This window comes from Butyrivibrio sp. AE2005, assembly GCF_000686965.1.
Lineage (GTDB): Bacteria > Bacillota > Clostridia > Lachnospirales > Lachnospiraceae > Butyrivibrio > Butyrivibrio hungatei_A.
The window spans coordinates 342,181-360,931 of the sequence record NZ_JMMD01000001.1 but is presented as its reverse complement, the minus strand read 5'-3'; the positions used below and the strand labels follow the sequence as shown (position 1 = coordinate 360,931).

The window sequence follows — 18,751 nt, the reverse complement described above, 5'->3', positions numbered from 1 at the left end:
CTTGACTGAACATTCAAGTCGTTAGCTGTTCTCATTCAGATATGTAGTAACTCTGTTCTGAATAACTTCAGCAACCTGTTCAGCCGTTTTCTGTCCACTGTAGAATGTTGCAGTCTCTTCTTCAACAATCTTGGACACTTCCTCGTCATAACATTCAAGCGACTTGATACCAAGGATATAATCCTTCACAAGCTGCGCTTCCTCCTGAGTAAGAGGTTTTGCCTTTACTTCCTTTCCGGTAACCTGATCCCACCAGGTCGATCTATAATCATCTTCAGGCTTTTCTTTTGTAGCCTCAGCAAATTGTTCTTCAAACTTAGCCTTAACCGGAGAGAATCCATAGAAAGCATCCTTTTCCGCAGTCAAAATACTCTTGATCAGATCATAAATAACATCCTTATGTTCTGTTTTGCTGTTTACGGCAAATGTAGAAGGATAAATTGCTGCCAGATTCTCACCGCTGTCATTAGGAAATCCTATAAATTCAAAATCTTCTTTAAAGGTGAGCTGCTTAATACGTCCATACTCCTCAAAGCTATTGAGGTATGTTCTGTAGAACAATGTTTTATCTTCCTGGACATATTTTTCTTCAGGAACCCACTCTCCGTTTTCTTCACTTTCGTGTTGATGTTCCTCATCAGGGAATTTACTTACAAAGTTCAGATATTCAATAAATTCCGGACTGTTAAAGTTACACTTCTTATTCTTCCAGTCAACGAACTTGTCGCCGTAATATGTCCATAAATATGATCCGACATTTTCTCTTGAGTTATACGTTCCGAATGCAAGATCATATTTTGCACCGTTGGCGTTAATAATATCATCCCAATCCTTAAATGAAAGAGTTGTTTTTCCATTAAGGAATTTTGTCTTTGCTGAACATGTTTCAACATAAAACGAAGGCATGAATGTATAGAATTTACCGTCAATTTTCATCATTTCAGCCACATTGGGAAGATACTCGATATCTCCAAGCGGACCGCCTTTTTCAAATGCAGGTGTAAGGTCGAGCAATATTCCCTTATCAACATACTTACGTAATGCAGCTTCATTATTTGAAACACAGATAATATCAGCAGCTTTTCCCGAAGTGATATCAAGATTAAACTGCTTTTGTGCAGCTTCCCAATCATCCTGATACAAAGTATCGTAATTGATCATCTTGATCATATACTTATCGTTTGATCTGTTAAATTTCATGATCGCATTTCCGATATCACCATTCATGTATTGTGACATCAGTGTAATAACGGTCTTATCAACTACATCTTCAGGATTAACCTTGGTAAGTCTTGCCAAAATCGAACCACTGCCTCTTTCATCATCCGATCCGGGAATATTTGCAATAAACTCCGTATCACTTAGTGCAACGGCATCAAACCACATATATCCACCGTTACCTATGTTGGAATCTCTAAGATCAAGAAGCTTGTTGAGCTTACCTGCGTTCATGTCATATTTAAAAATACCGTCTTCGTTTGATGCGTACAGATTTCCCTCGCCGCCTGTAAAGAAACTATAATTACTGTACTTACCGAAGCCATCAAGTTTCTTACCGATTTCTTTTTTATCAAGGTCAAAAATCGCGTTGATTTCGCCACCTTCTCCCGAACCATCATAATATGTCAAGAGAAGCTCATTCTCGGAAAGCTTAGACATATTGTTGATCCATCCGTCATCGCCGCAGATCTTCTTTTTCTCGATCAGAACCTGAGGTCCGTTTTTCTCATCAAAAGTTTGAATTGCTTCTTCCGAAAGACCGATAAGACCATATTTCTCAGTCCAAATCATATTGTAAAGATCGAATCCTTCATCTTCACCGGCTCCTTCTTTAGAAAACTGGTCAAGATCAACCTTTGCAAGCTCTTTTCCTGTAGGATCGAGCTTTACAAAATAAGATTTTCCTTCCTCCGACGCATCACCTTCAGACTTACTGTCTTCAGAAGCATTAGCTTCATCAGCTGATGTTTCTGCTGCAGAAGCGTCTGCTGTAGCAGTATCAGCCACTGAAGCGTCTGACGCAGAAGAATCTGCAGATGAAACTTCTTCTGCAGAAGCATCTTCAGAATCATCAGCTTCTACGCCCCCACCGTACATCATATCTCTGTCACCTACGTAGACTCTCATATAAGCGTTTCCGTCTTTATCGAATACGCAATTATATACATAAGTATCTTTTCCGCTTCCGACATCTACTGATTGAACATCGGATCCATCAGAATTAAAAGAGATCAATCTGCACTTTCCATTTTCAGTATTTGCAACAACCTTGATCTTATCTCCGGCACTTGTAAGAACAGATACCTCTTCGCCCGGCTCAAGAATACCTTCAATGTCTTCCTGTTTAAAAATACAGTTTTTATCAATTTTCTTGGCATCTTCCAATGAAACGCCACTATTTTTCTTTTTACCGCATCCGGTCATCGATGTTGCCAAAAGTACGGATACAAGCAAACAACTTACTGCTCTCCCGACAAATTGTCTTTTTCCCATTTACTTATCCTCTTTTTCTTCTTCCTGTCATTAATTTTCACTTCAAGTTCATACTTCTTATCAGCCAGTTTTTCCATTAAGCCGTGAAGATCAGTCTCCCTATGCGTATAGCAATTCTTTACAAAAAGGATGACTGTCACAACAACGCTCACTTTCAAAAACAGTCCAATAATAAAAAGGACAGATAAAACATCTTCGTATCCTCTGGCAATGTTTTCCCAATAAGGGTAATATATTGCCTTTTGCCACATACTTCTTGTACCAAAAGAAGCTGCAACTTCGAGAAGCGACATAGGTTTAAACCTCTCTGAATTCTCGCAGATGTGCACCGATCCGCCATCCAGACCGCAACTCTCAGTTATATATTTGCAAACAATCCCTTCTACGGGATTGGGGCAAGCAATCTCATAACAATTGATCCCGCCGAACTTAGCTTTCTGTCCGGTTTCGGAAATCTCTTTTTCTACTGTTCTGCCGCTGTATATATCTCCAAATCTTGAAAGGCTTTCATAGGACATATAGATAACAGGCTCTTTTAGTCCTGCGGCATCACTAAACCTTCCCTCTTCTCTGTCTACAACACCTGCAATATAATGCGGAAAATTATTGATATAAACAACTTCTCCACATATATCGCTGGATCCAAACATATCCCACGCTATCTGCTTATCCAACACAATATAATTGGACATCGTGGGATCATCTTTAAATGCATTACCCGTCACAAAATTAAGCGGGTGAAAAAGAAAAAACTCTCCTCCGACTCCTATGGCACGAGCCTTGTACGGCTCCTTATCTTTATCGTAGCTAATGCCTACAGATCCCTGAGCACTGTAACAACTGCTGAAATTCAGCTTTTTTTCATTGATTCCGCCCTCATCTACCATCTTATTTTTAAAATCATATTCAAGTTTTTTGATGGCATTTTCATCAATACACTGATTCTGGGCATAAAACACACTTACCTGTGCCCATTTATCATCAACAGATAACCTTCCTATAACATTCTGGTCAGGCATACTCCCAACCATAAATCTCGTTATGATCCCCAGAATAAGATCTATCAAAAGCAGTATCGTAATGAGTATAAGCGGTACTTTTGCCTCGATTAAAAAAGTCTTTATTTTATTTTTTGCTTTTTCATTAAACTCTGATACTTTTTCTTTATCCATAATTATTTCTCTGCAAGTCTTACCTGATCTCCGGGCTCTATCGCTTTTGAAGCTGTTGTTATAATACTGCAATATTCGGGAAGATTCCCCTCAATCGCTGTATTCTTCGAATCTGAATCAAGAGTATTTACTTCAACCTTTGTAGCAATATATCTGTTTCCGAGAGGGGAACTCTTCTCTGTAAGAACAAGTACATAGTTCCTGTTGTCTGCGCCTTTGATTGCATTATTGGGAACAATCAGATCATAATGCTTGGGCTTTTCGCCCATCTTAAGAGATACTTCCTGTCCCGGAGTAACCTCGGAACTCTGGATCTTAAAGGTCAAAACCTTCATATTTGCAGGATCTTTTTTGTCATTTCTAATGGACTTAAGTATCGCCTTAAATTCCTCAGGTTTTTCAAAGCTGTACGGATTTGTAAGTTCGGCAACATTTCCGACTTTTACTCTCTTTGCCTGCTCAACTTTTACGGAGCACTCAAGTGTCATGTCCTTTCCGTCAACCTGAATAACTGCAACAGGTTCTTCTGCATTTGTCTTTTCTCCGGCAACTTTATTTATGCTGGAGATTATTCCGTCAACGGGTGCCTTTATGGTTGCTCCTGTTGACTCAGCCTCAAGCTTTGCAAGCTTTGCCTTTGACTCAGCAATCTTATCCTTTAAATCCGTAAGACCTATCTCTGATCCCAAGCTTGCCAAAACTTTTTCCTTTTCCTTTGTAGCTGCCTCAAGCTCTGCAGCAGTCCTAGCCTTCTCCGCCGTAGCCGCAGCAAGCTTTTTTTGATTGTCAGCATCAAGCTGCGTTCCAAGATTAGTAAGTTGGCTCTGATCTTTTGTAAGTTCGTCTACCTTTTTCTGAAGATCCTCTACTCTGTCCTCATCTCCACGAGCCTGCGCATCAGCAAGATCTGCCTGAGCCTGTGCAAGAGTATATCCGGGAGTTGCTGCATTATAAGCACTGTCAGCGCTATCTGTAGATGCTTTTTGAGTAATTGCGTCAATCTGCGCCTGAGCCGCGCGGTCTGCATCAAGTGCCGCATCATATCTGTCCGTTGCAGCCTTCAATTCACTCTGAAGTTTATCATGTGATGACTTTTTTCCTTTACGAACATTTGTAATAACATCGTCCGGAACATTTCCCGAAAAAAGCTCTTTATCATATGCAAGTTCAAGATCATCCAAATTCTTTTTTTCTGCAAGAAACTCTTCCGACTCTATATCATCAAGGTAAAAGAGAATGTCGTCTTTCTTTACGTGTGCGCCTTCCTTTACGGCAACACCTGAAATCTTTCTCGATTCTTTTACTGTAACTTCATACGGGTCTTCTGCGACAATTTCTCCGGATATAGGAATTTCCTTGATTATTTCTCCGCTATCCACCGCAGTGGTCGCAACCTGTGCAAGCGAATAATTCATGATGGTATTTGAAAAGAATGTCAGCGCAAGCATAATGCAAAGAAAAACAATTGCTACGTTCTTTACAATATCTTTTTTATCCCTCTTTTTGTCCTTCTCTTTGTCTGTATCCTTATCTTCAACGATAAGCTGATTTTCATTACTCATCCTTTGACTCCTCCTTGGTAGGAAATACCTTCCACCAAATAATCTTCGCCGTACAAGAACAATAACAACGGCGGAATTAAATATATTACCGCAACTGCAAACGCAAGACTTATCTCACCTTGATTGATCTTTGACAAAAATACCGACAACGGATGTTTATCTACATCCTTTAGTAAGATAAGAGGTTGCTCAACCATATTCCAATAGTCGAAAAATACCAATATCATTATTGAAGCGATCCCGCCCTTGCACAGCGGAAATTGTATCCTTGAAAAAATCTCCCATTCACCGGCACCGTCTATCTCTGCCGCTTCTGTAAGTTCCTTGGGAACTCGCTTCATAAATTTGGTTAGCAGATATATTGCGAACGGTGAAAAAAATCCGGGAAACCATATTGCCCACTTTGTATCCAGAATTCCCAGAAAATCCGAAACCAGATAGTTCGGAACAAGTGTGACCTGATATGGCATAAGCATCAGGATTACATAAACGAAAAATATCACATTTTTTATCCTGCTCTCATGCCGCGAAAAACCGTAAGCCGCAAACGATGCAAGCGCAAGCTGTACAATAACTATCGGAACCGTATATATCATTGAATACCAGAACTTGAGCAGATATTCGGGACTCTTTAAAAGAACCGTGTAATACTGATCAAAAGTAACCATATCCGGAATAAACTTTAGATTTACAGTCTTTGAAATATATGTCCTCGCTCCATTTTCGTTTTTGCCGTAATTATCAAAAATTGAACCGTAATTCGCATTTATCTCTGTCGCAGCCATAAACGAATTGGTAAGCGTAAGAAGTGTCGGCATTATGAAGAAAAATGCGAATATAATTGCCGAAACTGTTACTATGATCTTCTTTGTTCTATCTTCAAGTTCTTTTTTCTGTTTTATTCTTTTTCTGTATATTTTGCTAAACTCATTTTCCATAAAAGCTATTATCCTTCGACGTCTTTACCGTATGAGTCCTCAAACTTTATCAAAAAGTATATGAGTATCGAAACAATTATGAACATGATTATCGCCGCCGCAGAAAGCATCTGATAGTCGAGCGATGCGAATTTATTGTTCATGTAATGTTGCAGCATATAAAGCGTGTCATAAGGATAATCTCCGGTCAGCAGGTATATCTCCCTAAAAACCTTAAATGAATTGATAAGCGACATAATAGTCACAAACATTATCGTAGGTGATATAAACCTAAGCTTCACATGCCAAAATATCTGTAATTTACCGGCACTTTCTATTCTTGCAACCTCTATAAGTTCCTTTGGAATTCCTGCAAGCGCAGACATGAACAGGATCATGTTATATCCAAGGTTCTTCCATAAAAAAAGCGTAAGCAAAACAACATATGCTTTATCTGACTTAAGCCAGTCTGTCTTGGATGTATCCCCAAGCGCTGCAAGAACATTGTTTACAATTCCGTTCTGATGAAACATTACCTGCCAGATAAGTACTATCGATGCCGTCGGAACCATAAGCGGACTTAAGAACGACGACCTGAAAAAGCTCTTAAACGGAATCCTTGATTCCATCACTGCAGCAAGTATCAGCGATAGTACAACCGCAAGCGGAACCGCGGTAAAGGAAAAATTAAGAGTATTAAGTCCCGCTTTCCTAAACGCGTCATTATTCCAAACATTCACAAAGTTACTAAATCCGACAAACTCTTTCTGTATCGGGTTATTCATAAATGAATAACCTATAATAACCATGAACGGTGCCACAAAAAATACAAATACTCCGATCAGCGAAGGGAGAAGAAAGAACCATGAAATGAGTTCTCTCTTTCCTACAGTCTTTACTCTTTGTTTCGGTTGTTTAGTTCTTTCAGTAATCAAAGACTTTATCTTCACTTATTAAAATCCTCATAAACAAATTTAGGAACAGATCCTTTCTTGAAGCTATAGTGATATGTAAAAGCATCTTGATATTTGTCATCAAATGATACATTAAACTTCTTGTCTACCTTATCAAACGGATTCTCCCACTCAACATAGTTCTCAAATATACAGTTTTCCATGATTTCTTTTATCTTGTCTTTATCGGTATATGTTTCTACGTTAAAACCAAAATCTTTTCCGTCATAATACCATTTGTCATAGACTTCTCTTTGTTCTTCCAAAGACATCTCATTAAAGTTATACCCGGGAAAATAATCAGTAACCGTAAGTTCCTGTATTTTGTCAACAGGATACTCTTTTCCTTTATAAAGACCATTCTTTGTCAGCACATCTATTACACGTGTAAAATTCTCAAATACAGGCATAGAATAAGAAGTATAAGGATCATTATTAAAATCCACTTCTCCGATAGCACTGGTATCTTTTATATAAGAGAATTTGTAGTGTTCCAGAATATCCTGCTTGTATGCTTCTATAAAATCTCCCATAACCGATACATCTGTTGTAAATTCATCTCCCCCGGGGAAAGAACACGTCATTGACGCCTCTCCGGTTGATATCTGTTCTGCTCTAAAAAAGTCATCGCCAAAACACGGAACATGTCCCTTTATAAATTCTTCACTGCTTGTAAGCTTATCCATAAGCGCGGGATCAATATCATAAGGAATCACAACATCACGATAAACTTTTCTTCCGTCTTTAAGATTATAGAGAATTTTCTCTCCCCACCCGTATTTATAATAATCACCGTCAGCTTTTCTGGCACACTCCATACTCTTTTGGGCAATCGGAAGAAATGTATCCATATCCGTAATCTTCATATTTTTGAAGGAATAAGTGTCCCAATCTATTGAGGAATTAAAACCATGAATATATTCACTTTGATAATAGTATCCGAAATCATTATAAAAAAGAGCCGCACTCTCAACAGATGACGCATTCGGGACATAACTGTCATAGCCAAGAAGGTCACCTCTGTATATAAAAAAAATCAGTAAAAGTATAGCCATTGCCATGAAAGTCTGACGTTTTCCTTTAGCAAAGCTCTTTACATCCGAGTCGAGACAGATTTCAATAATCGAACCAGTAAAAGCACATATTGTAAGCATTGCAATGCAGAGCAAAACATAAAGCTTACGATTCCATGTCATATCAAAAATCGTATGAAGAACAACCATTCCACCAAGCGATGTTATTACACAAACAAGAACCTTACATGCCCATCTTACAAGTCTGAAGATAACAGTCTTTCCAACATGTTCTGCTCTTCTGTACTTGTACACAAATACAACCAACGCTGTTGCTATGATTGCAGTAACGATCATATCTATGTCATATCTGATTGAACGAAGATAATTACTCATAACGCTTGAAATATCAAAAGACTTATCTATCGAATAGTATTCATATCTGTACATTATGTTATTTGCAAGGTTTTTTACATCGTTACAAGGTGACAAAATGGCCGTATTTTCCGACATATAACTTGCTGTTGAAAAGAATACTCGATTCAGATAATGGAATTCTTCACCGATTATATATGGGAAATACAGCATAATAGCTGTCAGTATAAGTGCAATAATCCTTGTTCCGCACAGCAATATGGCAAGTGTGGTTATAGTAAAGCATGTGTAGAAAAATATTATCATTCTGACTGTCTGAATAAGAACAGCAATGATAAGAGCGGCGTTTAACGCCCCAAATGCCAATGCGGTAAGAATTGCAACAACTTCTACGCCGAGGAATATGGTTATAAAATTGGTAATCGCAACGAAATAAGCACTCTGCATTCTTCTTGCACTTGTAGTAGGAAGGCTTAAATAAAAATCAAGCTTACTCATACTAAAGAGATAAGAAAACTTAGTAAATGCATATATTATTCCAAGAGCACCTATCAAAAAATAAAACATTGAGCCAAGTCCGATAGTATGCATAACTACTACCTGCTTTTCATACAGCATCTGAGCTGCTTCCTGCTCATGCTCAATTCCAAAGTGATGCGATCTGATGAACAAAAGCACCATCGGTACAACAAAAGCGATAAACATAACCGGAGCGACCATTACATATGACCACAAACTCTTGTTGCTCATTATATTTTTATTTGCTTTTACTTTATCAACCCATGATGAATTTGCGGATGTCATATCCAACCACCTCCGTCTCACTAATGAAGATCTCTTCCAATGTAAGAGCCAATATCTCAAAGAAAATCATATCTGCACGCTTAAATGCAGCCTCTATATCCGCCCTCTCACCCCTGACGGTAATAGTATGAAGTCTTCCGCGCCTGTCATGTATAAGCACATCAAGTCCTTCAAGTGCCTTTTTCTCATCTTCTTCAGTCTTAAATACACACTGAATTTTCTGCATATTAAGTTTCATGTCGGAAATATCTTCAGACAAAATAACACCGCCCTTATGAAGAAGTCCCACATGATCGCATATATCTTCAAGTTCTCTTAAATTATGTGAAGCGATTACGGGAGTCAAACCTCTGTCTTCCATCTCGGCTGCAAAAAGGCTCTTTACTCCCTGTCTGACAACAGGATCAAGTCCGTCGAATGTCTCATCACAAAGAAGGTACTTGGTTCCCGCACATAATCCCAACAGGATTGATACCTGCTTCTTCATACCTTTGGAAAAGGTATTTATCTTTCTGTCTTTATCAAGGCCAAAGCCTGTCAAAAACTTATAAAACTTTTCTTTATCAAAATTTTCATACACCGATGCATAAAAACCTGCCATATCATTAGGTGTACTGTTAGGGAAAAAGTACTGATCATCAGAAATATAAAACACATCCTTCTTTACGTCAGGATTGTCGTATACAGGTCTATTATCAACACATACAACACCGGAATCCGGTTTGATAACTCCTGCAATAATCCTAAGCGTAGTACTCTTTCCTGCCCCATTTGTCCCAACAAGGCCAAAAACTTCACCGTCAGCAATCTTCAGTGAAACATGATTGACAGCTTTGATGTCATCAAACGCCTTGTTAAGTTCAATTAACTCAATCACGCCTTTCCTTCCTCCTTCTTAAGTTCGGCTAGCCTCTCTTCTATCTCCGATAATACTTCGTCATAGGCAATTCCTATAGCGTTGGCTTCAACAAACAGTTCCATGATTTCATCTATCACTTCCTGCTTCTTGGTTATTTTAAGAGTATCGTCTCCCTTGACAAAGTTTCCCCTACCTTTAACAGTATAAATAAATCCCTGCCGCTCCAGCTCCGTATATGCACGCTGAACCGTATTGGGATTAGTGGAAAGTTCCATTGCAAGACTTCTGACAGAAGGCATTTGCTCATCAGCCTGGAGTATACCTTTAAATATCTGTAATTTAAAACTCTCGACTATCTGCTCATAAATAGGTCTGCTGTCTTGGTAGTCTATAATTTTCATAGTTCTCCCATCCGTCATTTAATTTATGATATAACTCAGTAACAAACAATAAGTGTACTATTCAACTTAGTACACTAAAATAATATCATCTCGTTTCCAATATTGCAACTACTTTTTTTCTACAAAAAAAGTCATAAAATCGACATTGATAAACCCACTTATAATACCGATTTTATGACTTTTTCTTTGTGATTTTCTGTCTGCAAAATATACGGTCAGAAGTTACCACCTAGTCTCCATATCGAAAACTTTTCACATCCGGCATCTTTGGCTGTATCAGTCCAAACTTTAAGCGTTTCCTGATCTGCGTACCACACCTCGTGCTTATGTCCCGCATCATCGGTGTATTCAAAATGTAACGCACTGCTGTCAGGATCTCTGGCAATTTCGCCATTATATTCTTCACAAAGAGTCACAGCATTTCTATAATTAACCTGTTTTACCGATCCGTCTGCGGCAAAATCAAATCCTCCCGTGGCAAACGCCAAATTGATCTTACCTTTAAGGACAGTCATCTTTTCATACATATCCTTTATGAATGCCACATCCGCTTTTGGACCCGGATCAGTACCGTAGCCCTTTAAGTTGTAACACATCATCACATATTCCGGATACTCAGGCCATTCATAGCTGCCTATTGGCGCTGAAGGCTCAAATACAACCCTGAGCAGGAGTCCCTCTTTTGAAGCCTTTTCTGACAACACCTTAATGAATTCGTTAAAGTGTCCCCATAGCTCAGTGTCTTTTTTAATTGCCTCATAATCAATCTCAACTCCACCAAGACCGGATTTCTTGGTAAGTTTTATTACATTGTCCGCATGCTTTTCCGCAAGGTCGCTACTCCCCAATATCTCATACAAAAGCTCAGTGTCTTTCAGGGATGAACCCTCATCAAGCAACTTATCATTAACTATTGTAAGAAATGTTGTCTTTCCTTTTAAATAACCCGACTTATCGAACTGTCCTATCTTGTCCGTGATATTATCGGGAATAAACATATTGCTGTTCTTGTCAAAGTACGCTGCAAAGAAGCAGATCGTACCTAGGTCATCGCCAATAGCGGCAAGTTCCTCATCAGCAGTTGCATTATCCCAATATGGATACCAGACAGATGCATCCTTGGCTTCTTCCCCATTTCCGCCGGTGATCACAGTAGCATATTCAGCTTCACTTCCTAAAGCGGTGTCTTTGTCATTATCTGTAGTGTCCCCACAGCCACAGAATGTTCCAATACATATTGCCGCCATCAAAAGCACTGTATAAGCTCTCTTCTTCATAGTATCCCCTATCTGTTGTCAGGCATCATCCAATCAAATATTTGTAATAAACCAGTTTATTACTGAATTAAATGTCTGCTCAGCTTTTCTCTGAACATTCTGTACACCTGTAAGGACGTTTGTGTACAGTACAGTGCCATTATCAAGGTCTTTAACGGTTAATTTTTCAAATACTCCGTCGTAAACATCATCAGCAATGTTTCTCTGGCTATAACCGTACTCAGTCCAGGCACTCTTCAAATAGATTGCTCCGTCACCGATCTTCTTAAGCTCGTAATTCTCAAAAACAACTTTGCCATCAAGCTTAACAGTGATCATGTTATCAATAAGCGTTATGTCAAGTTTCCTGTTTCCTTTATCCCCGATCTGGAAAACAGGTCTGTACTCTTCGCCGCCATCCTGCAAAGTCTTGACTTTAGCCTTTTTGGCTTCGTTCGAAAGCTTTGTGTATTCTTCGGCTTCCTTGTGGCTTGCAGCATATCTGGCAAATGCAGCATACTCACCGGCAAGTGAATTTCTCATGTCCTCTTCAACGGAAGTTTTTTCTCCGCCGTCAAAATCATAGAGATCGATATCCTCAAGAATATCCTTACCGTTTACAAGGTAAAGATGATTGTTCATGAGTCTTACTTCCACTCCGGCATCAAGCTTACTGTCAGCCTTAAGAAGAACCGACTGGCAACCAAGTACATTTCCTTTAAGCGTTGCAGACACTTCAACATTTTTACTGTTTTCACTGCCTTTTAATTTTAAGATACCCATTTCCTGAGGAAGTGATGTAAGCGCGATAGCTTCATCATTCTTCCTGTACTCGGCAGCTCCTTTTTCGAGCTCCCAGGCATTCTTTGAGTCACCATCCCCATTGATGAACTCTATATTTTTCTGATCCTCCTCCGGAAGATCAGCCTTTATCCTCATAAGAAGATGGTTTGTATACCAGTTCGGCTGAGGCTCAAGGCGTGTAAGATCGTAAATACTGCTCTTCTTGTTATTGAGTGCATATCCTTCTCTGTTAAAGTTCATAGCGAAGGTATTTCCGATAGCCCTCTCATTTACAGCACTTACTTTGTCGTTTTCACCAAACTTTCCTGTATTTGAGTGAAGAAGCACATAAGCACCGGGCACTTTGCCAAGTCCCTTTTGGTACTCTTGTTTCATGAGTCCGTACTCACCCAAGATTCTCTTTTGCATCTCGTTGTAGGATTCCTTCGGAACATCGTTCTCATCTCTTATGTAGTCCATAAGATAATGATTGTAATTTCTTCCGAAGTACTTACTCATGGAAGAATATTCTTCACTTGAAAGTTCTCCGATATATCTGTCGTATCTGTCAAATACATTTATGTATCCAAGTCTGTATCCGTTACTTCCCAGCTCCCAGTAGGTGCTCTCTTCAAGTCTCTTAAGCTCATCAGGCATAAGAAAAAACGCATCTTTGCTTCTGAACTTCTCGGCATAAGTAAACATCGTTGCCTTGAAGTTGTATTTTTCCATTAACTTCTGTGAAAAGATGGCCGTGTCATTTCTTCCATCCTCGTACATAAGGAAAAGAGCTTTGTCAGGAAGCGCAATACCCTTGTTGTAATAATTATCGATATCATTCTGCGTGATAGTAACATATCCGCACTTCTGAAGCGCATTCAGATGTTCATCAAGCCTGTCGACACCGATTCTTGAACTACTTCCATCTCTTGCCACACCGGAATATGAAACAGCGATAAATCCATGATCCATACGTGAAACCACATTTGTATCCAACGGATTGTACGGTCTGTACGTTGTAGAAGTAAGTAGTGCATTCAATACAAAAGCCAAAAGCGAAAGCAGAAGTACAAGCTCTAATATTGAACGTATCAACTTCTTTATATCTTTTGATGATTCAATCTTATACATATTTCCACCTTATTCCACGTTATTATTATCTGACGACTTATTTTTGCTATTCTTTTCCTTGCGAAGGCGCTTCTTTTCAGCTTCCTCCAGGTCACTTGGCGTCATTCTGGTTCCCCATGTGGTTTTCCAGAACGTGAACCATGCAATAGGCATCTGCCACAAAAGAATAAGCTCATAATAAATGCAGAATAAAAGGCCGTACGCCCATGTTGAGCTCTTTCTGAGAAGCATCTGCGACATACTCATCAAGAATGACATCAGGAACAATCCCAGTAAAAATGCGGTCGGGAAAATGTGTTGTGTCAAAGGTACATATACAAGGTTATAAAGAACAACCAGCGGAGCAACTACAGGAACCACAAGTCCCATATAGAATCCGATAACCGCAAACGGTTCCTTCTTCCACATAAAAGATGCTGCAATAAGTGATTCTCTAAGCCACGATCTCTTCCATCTCATCTGCTGTTTAAGAAAGACAGAATGTTTATTGGGAACGATCGTAGAACAAACCGCCGTATCCTGATATGTCGTCCTGTAATGCCTGAGGATGAAGTTTGTCATCGCTCTGTCATCACCAAATGTAGCCTTGTGTCCAAGGAATCTCTGATTCATCCACGCTTCTTTGTTTGCAAGGATTATCTCCTTCCTGTAGCAGGAAAGAGGTCCCGAAAGACATGTAACCGCATCAAAGAGCCCTTCAGAAGCTTTCATAACCCTGAAAGCAATGTAATATCTGACACTCTGCATCTTGGTAAGTGCATTTGTGTAAGTATTTGCAACATCGGTTCTTCCTGCAACGCCGCCCATCTTAGGATCCTTAAAGGGCTGAACCAGATGTCTTATGGCAAACGGATCGAGGAAGCTGTCCGAATCAACAAAGACAACAAGCTCATGTTTTGCAAGTTCCGCTCCCCTTACAAGAGCATCTCTCTTTCCGGCATTCTTTTCCTGTACGCAATAAGAAATTCTGCCTTCAAGATCATACTTACCGTTTGCTTCTTTCTTTAATCTTTCTATTGTCTCTTTTATCTTCTCAACAGAACCATCGGTTGAGCAGTCATCTATTATGATGACTTCAAGCTTTTCTATCGGATATTCCTGATTCACACAGCTCTCTATGGTTCTTCCTATCCATTCTTCCTCGTTGAAGCATGGAATAAGGATTGAAACACCCGGTGTAAAATCAGGATCAACTTTCTTTGGTCTGTAGAAAGCTCCGAAGATATATCTGCTCAAAAGATACACTGCTGTGACCATACTGTACAGATACAGGAGCTTATTAAACTTAAAGTAAATGATGCTCTCCGCTCTCATAAGGATGACGCATGCGATAGTAAACGCTATCAGAATGACCGAAGATACAAACATGAATCTGTCTTTATTTGCGGCAGCATAATTGTGAAGCTCTTTGCCAAAGTTTATTCCGATCATGAACTTTCCGTCGGAAGTAATGAAAGTACGGACTACTTTCACTTTCTGCTTAACCCGCATTTCATTACCTTCAGGCATACTTCCCGGAACAACCCTGAAGTCAACTTTGAGCATCGTCTTGGTGCTGAGAGCGCTAAATTCCTCTCTTCCAACTTCGACGAGCATACCGGTGTTTGATATATCAACTACCTTCCCGACTCCGCTGACTTTCGGGCCTTCTTTGGAGTAGCTTCTCATATGTACCGGGAAACCTGTAACGTATCTTATGCCTGACTTACTCTCCTTAAGAAAAGCCTCATAATCATTATTCTTATTGTCGTTACTGTTTCCTCTTCGTTCTGCATTTGTTCTTTTATTTGAAGAATCCGGAACATGTGAAAGAACTCGTCTGTCTTTCTTTTCAACAGTCATCACGTCTTCTTTGTTTACAGAACCTTTTTTCTTTTTTATCTTATCCAGAAATTCCATCTTTTACCCCTCAATCATCTTAGGTAATCGTCAAGTCTGCCAAAATTGTAGCCCTGAGCTTTCCATTCCGGAATCATGATATCGAGTGCCTCGGCAGTATACTGTGCATTGGGCGACATATGCAATACGATACATGAACCATTTCCTATAGTTGCATTTCCGTACCATGCTTTCTTGCCGTTTCGTAATATGTTCACAACTTCATCAACAGAACTGCAATTGTAGTCCCCTGAGCTAAAGTCTCCGCTGACAATGTATGAGAATCCTACATCCAAAATATTTTCCATAGCGATTCGGCTCATTGCAAGGGTCGGTGGTCTGTAGATTGTTGAAAGCGCTCGTCTTCCGTCTACGACTACATCACCGCAGTATTTATTAAGTGTTGAGTAGCTGTTAACTACATCTGCTCTAAGTCTCTTTCCGGCATCCTCACTGATTGATTCGTAACTATATGTTCCGTCTTCGTTCTGGGTAGCATTCCATGCAACCATATGTGAATTGGAATGTGATCCTATCATGTGTCCGTCAACCGCGATAGCTCTTAAAAGATTCGGGTTGTCGGCAACATTGTTTGTTCTTACAAAGAAGTTTCCTTTTACTTTGTACTTATCAAGGACATAAAGAAGTTCATTTATATCCTGCTCATATCCCCAGTCATCAAAAGTAAGGAAAATAACCTTATTCTTTGATATCTTACCGGTCTTGTCATAAGCTTTCATCTCATCATCGGTAAATCCGGGAATGTATGTAACATCGGGATTTCCAATGTAATGTCCGGCCATATATGCATTCTTTGTTGCATTATCCGGAAGTGCTTCAACAATGTTGTTATTGTTTGAAACAATCTTCTGTGAATTCTTGATAGGTGCATATACATACTGTGAAGAAGCAAGTTCACTGAAAGTCTTAACCGTATATGATGTTGAAGGCTGTGACTTTCCGTAAACATCCTTATATGTAAGTGCATAAATCTTTGTCTCAATGAACTTATTCAAAAGTTCCGCAAGAAGTGTTGTTCCGTCACCGCTTGCAGCATCCTGGTCTGCGGTGTAGTAATTCATATTAAAGTAAATAATGCTTCCTCTGTGTGCTTCAACCTTTTTGGCAAGTGTTGTGTAGAAGCTTAAGTCTACAGCACTTCTGTCCTTAGACTGAACCATCGAGTACTCATATCCTGCAAGTGAGCATCCGCATGAAGCGACAGCTTCCTTGGTATCCTTGGAAGGAACGCCGTAAGGCTGCATTACAACAGAAATCTTGGCATCATATTTCCACTCTGCATACTGCTGGGCACCAAATATATATCCGGCAACTTCATCATAACTCTGATCGATCTGTGAATTGCTAACATATGCAATACCGATCTCATTTCCGCCGTTAAGGATCTTGGTAATTGACTCTCCGCATCTACTGAGTTCATCAGGTGTTACAAAGAATGTTCCCTTGTATCCGTTCTGCTTAAGTATTGAAAGAACATCATTAAGAACCGCTTTATTTGAGATTCCGTAGAATGTCATGGTCACAGCTCTTTCAGATGTATATATATTCTTTCTCTCCTGAGCAAGTCTTGCATGATTTTCCATTCTAAGGTGCGCAAGTGTCTCTTTATCGGTAACAGGCTCACATGTAGATGATTTGACAAGTTCTGTGATATCTACAACTTGCTGATTTTTACCTGCCGTGGATGAAATATAAGCATTGAGCTTAGCCATATCGAACTCTCTTGTAAGATCGAAACAGCTGATGTAGCCCTTCTCAGGAACTGCTTCATTCTTGGGTGAAACAACATCAAGTCCCGCAACCTTTGCTGCGATTCTGAGGTTCTCCGTTATCTCGCTTGCATCTTCAGGCATGTAGTATTTTGCCTTAAGACCGTAGTTCTTCTGAATGCTTCTTACAGAAGTCTTGAGATCAACATATATATCATAGAATTCTTTGTTACTGATATTTCCACCCGTAGTGCCTCTTGTTGCGATTGAAAAACCTGAATTTACAATCTTCTCAACAGACTTGGGGTTCTTCTCTATATCCTCTGAGCTTACAAAGAAAGTGGCTTTTGCATTGGCTTTGATAAGTGCTTTTGTAATAGCATCAACGCTCTCGGCATTCTCGGGAATTCCGTAGAAGCAAAGACCGGTAACATCTTTCATTGTTGCTACTTCTTCATATACTTCGGCAGAATATCCGCCTGTCTCTTCATACAACTGTCTTACGTACTCTTCATCATTAAGAGCTTTAAGCTTATCAAGCTTAACGTTCTGAACATTCTGAGATTGCATTGCATCAAGAAGCCATCCAACCATGGTGACAACGTCTCTTTCATCTTCCTTCTCTTTGCTGTCGGCTGAAGGAACTATAGTCGGTTGTACGTCAATAGCAGGGTCCTTGTATTCAACCTTCGGATCAACCTCGAGAGATTCAACATACTCATCAAGCTTGATAACGAGGATCTTACCGCTTCCCTGTCTTAAAACATACTCAGAAGTATTCTGAGCATCTCTGAAACTCTTCTCATTAAGGTAGCTTCCGGAACTGGGTGAAACCAGTTTGTTGTAACCTGAAGCAGACGCTGCCATACATATCGTGTCATTATAATATGTAGTGTTAAGCATCATCTTATCGGGCGGAACATCCATTAATGTGGAAAAAACTTTTCTGGAATCAGAAAAATTGCTGACCATATCTTCATCTGACAATACATCTATAGAAGAATCGCCGTTAAGGCCATTGTCGATAATGTCATGTCCTTTTTCAATAATAAGGTCGATCAAAGCATCGTCTTCCGCAGCTGTTGCCGCAGTAATAGCGAATGTAGCCTTGATATTCTTCTCATCAAGGATCTGCAGTACCTTTTCTACGGTAACTGAATCCTTTGCGCCTTGAAAAATCAGACAAAAGTTCTTTTCAGGCTGTGACTTGTCGTCACGAATAATCTTGGCAGGTTCACAACCTTTATTGAATTTCTCCAACGCAATTTCGTGCTCGTCTGTTGCATCATAAGAAAGTCTCTGAATCTTGGTAAGATCGATATCAGAAACCGATTCGGTGTTATCTCCGCAGCCTACAAGACTTGTAGTGCCGATGACAGCAACGAGAGCGAATACAAACAGATTTTTTAATCTTCTAAACATAA

General features: G+C 39.6%; 12 protein-coding genes. All 12 read right to left on the bottom strand.

The window, feature by feature from the left end:
* Nucleotides 1-21: 21 nt before the first annotated feature.
* Complete coding sequence (locus DL92_RS0101615) at nt 22-2,493, bottom strand: ABC transporter substrate-binding protein (protein ID WP_026666695.1); 2,472 nt, start codon at nt 2,491-2,493, stop codon at nt 22-24.
* Nucleotides 2,460-3,665, bottom strand: a complete 1,206-nt coding sequence (locus DL92_RS0101610) for an ABC transporter permease (protein WP_026666694.1) — start codon at nt 3,663-3,665, stop codon at nt 2,460-2,462. Before DL92_RS0101610 ends, DL92_RS0101615 begins: the two co-directional genes overlap by 34 nt.
* Before the next feature lie 2 nt (nt 3,666-3,667).
* Nucleotides 3,668-5,227 (bottom strand): HlyD family efflux transporter periplasmic adaptor subunit, encoded by a 1,560-nt coding sequence (locus DL92_RS0101605; protein ID WP_026654994.1) that lies wholly within the window; start codon nt 5,225-5,227, stop codon nt 3,668-3,670.
* On the bottom strand, nt 5,224-6,165 hold the full coding sequence (locus tag DL92_RS0101600; protein WP_051594089.1) for a carbohydrate ABC transporter permease: 942 nt from the start codon (nt 6,163-6,165) through the stop codon (nt 5,224-5,226). Before DL92_RS0101600 ends, DL92_RS0101605 begins: the two co-directional genes overlap by 4 nt.
* Before the next feature lie 8 nt (nt 6,166-6,173).
* Nucleotides 6,174-7,094, bottom strand: a complete 921-nt coding sequence (locus tag DL92_RS0101595; protein ID WP_081670519.1) for a carbohydrate ABC transporter permease — start codon at nt 7,092-7,094, stop codon at nt 6,174-6,176.
* The gene (locus tag DL92_RS0101590; RefSeq protein ID WP_026666693.1) at nt 7,091-9,289 is read right to left on the bottom strand and encodes a phage holin family protein; all 2,199 of its coding nucleotides are present in this window, start codon (nt 9,287-9,289) and stop codon (nt 7,091-7,093) included. The genes DL92_RS0101595 and DL92_RS0101590 overlap by 4 nt, the downstream gene beginning before the upstream one ends.
* Nucleotides 9,261-10,166 carry an ABC transporter ATP-binding protein gene (locus DL92_RS0101585; RefSeq protein WP_026666692.1) on the bottom strand — a complete coding sequence of 302 codons (906 nt, stop codon included), beginning with the start codon at nt 10,164-10,166 and terminating at the stop codon, nt 9,261-9,263. The genes DL92_RS0101590 and DL92_RS0101585 overlap by 29 nt, the downstream gene beginning before the upstream one ends.
* Entirely contained in the window at nt 10,163-10,549 is a 387-nt protein-coding gene (locus DL92_RS0101580; RefSeq protein WP_026655000.1) for a GntR family transcriptional regulator, read from the bottom strand. Before DL92_RS0101580 ends, DL92_RS0101585 begins: the two co-directional genes overlap by 4 nt.
* Before the next feature lie 215 nt (nt 10,550-10,764).
* Nucleotides 10,765-11,826 carry a glycosyl hydrolase family 18 protein gene (locus tag DL92_RS0101575; protein ID WP_026655001.1) on the bottom strand — a complete coding sequence of 354 codons (1,062 nt, stop codon included), beginning with the start codon at nt 11,824-11,826 and terminating at the stop codon, nt 10,765-10,767.
* Between the two features lie 33 nt (nt 11,827-11,859).
* Nucleotides 11,860-13,719 carry a polysaccharide deacetylase family protein gene (locus DL92_RS0101570; RefSeq protein ID WP_026666691.1) on the bottom strand — a complete coding sequence of 620 codons (1,860 nt, stop codon included), beginning with the start codon at nt 13,717-13,719 and terminating at the stop codon, nt 11,860-11,862.
* Nucleotides 13,720-13,728: 9 nt separating this feature from the next.
* Nucleotides 13,729-15,618 carry a glycosyltransferase family 2 protein gene (locus tag DL92_RS0101565; protein ID WP_026666690.1) on the bottom strand — a complete coding sequence of 630 codons (1,890 nt, stop codon included), beginning with the start codon at nt 15,616-15,618 and terminating at the stop codon, nt 13,729-13,731.
* Nucleotides 15,619-15,632: 14 nt separating this feature from the next.
* Nucleotides 15,633-18,749, bottom strand: coding sequence for a polysaccharide deacetylase family protein (locus tag DL92_RS0101560; protein WP_026655004.1), 3,117 nt, complete (start codon nt 18,747-18,749; stop codon nt 15,633-15,635).
* Between the last annotated feature and the right edge of the window lie 2 nt (nt 18,750-18,751).

Coding starts and splice junctions, on each gene's coding strand:
- DL92_RS0101560 (WP_026655004.1), bottom strand. CDS start 18,749: ATGTTTAGAAGATTAAAAAATCTGTTTGTATTCGCTCTCGTTGCTGTC.
- DL92_RS0101615 (WP_026666695.1), bottom strand. CDS start 2,493: ATGGGAAAAAGACAATTTGTCGGGAGAGCAGTAAGTTGTTTGCTTGTA.
- DL92_RS0101610 (WP_026666694.1), bottom strand. CDS start 3,665: ATGGATAAAGAAAAAGTATCAGAGTTTAATGAAAAAGCAAAAAATAAA.
- DL92_RS0101590 (WP_026666693.1), bottom strand. CDS start 9,289: ATGACATCCGCAAATTCATCATGGGTTGATAAAGTAAAAGCAAATAAA.
- DL92_RS0101565 (WP_026666690.1), bottom strand. CDS start 15,618: ATGGAATTTCTGGATAAGATAAAAAAGAAAAAAGGTTCTGTAAACAAA.
- DL92_RS0101575 (WP_026655001.1), bottom strand. CDS start 11,826: ATGAAGAAGAGAGCTTATACAGTGCTTTTGATGGCGGCAATATGTATT.
- DL92_RS0101580 (WP_026655000.1), bottom strand. CDS start 10,549: ATGAAAATTATAGACTACCAAGACAGCAGACCTATTTATGAGCAGATA.
- DL92_RS0101605 (WP_026654994.1), bottom strand. CDS start 5,227: ATGAGTAATGAAAATCAGCTTATCGTTGAAGATAAGGATACAGACAAA.
- DL92_RS0101600 (WP_051594089.1), bottom strand. CDS start 6,165: ATGGAAAATGAGTTTAGCAAAATATACAGAAAAAGAATAAAACAGAAA.
- DL92_RS0101570 (WP_026666691.1), bottom strand. CDS start 13,719: ATGTATAAGATTGAATCATCAAAAGATATAAAGAAGTTGATACGTTCA.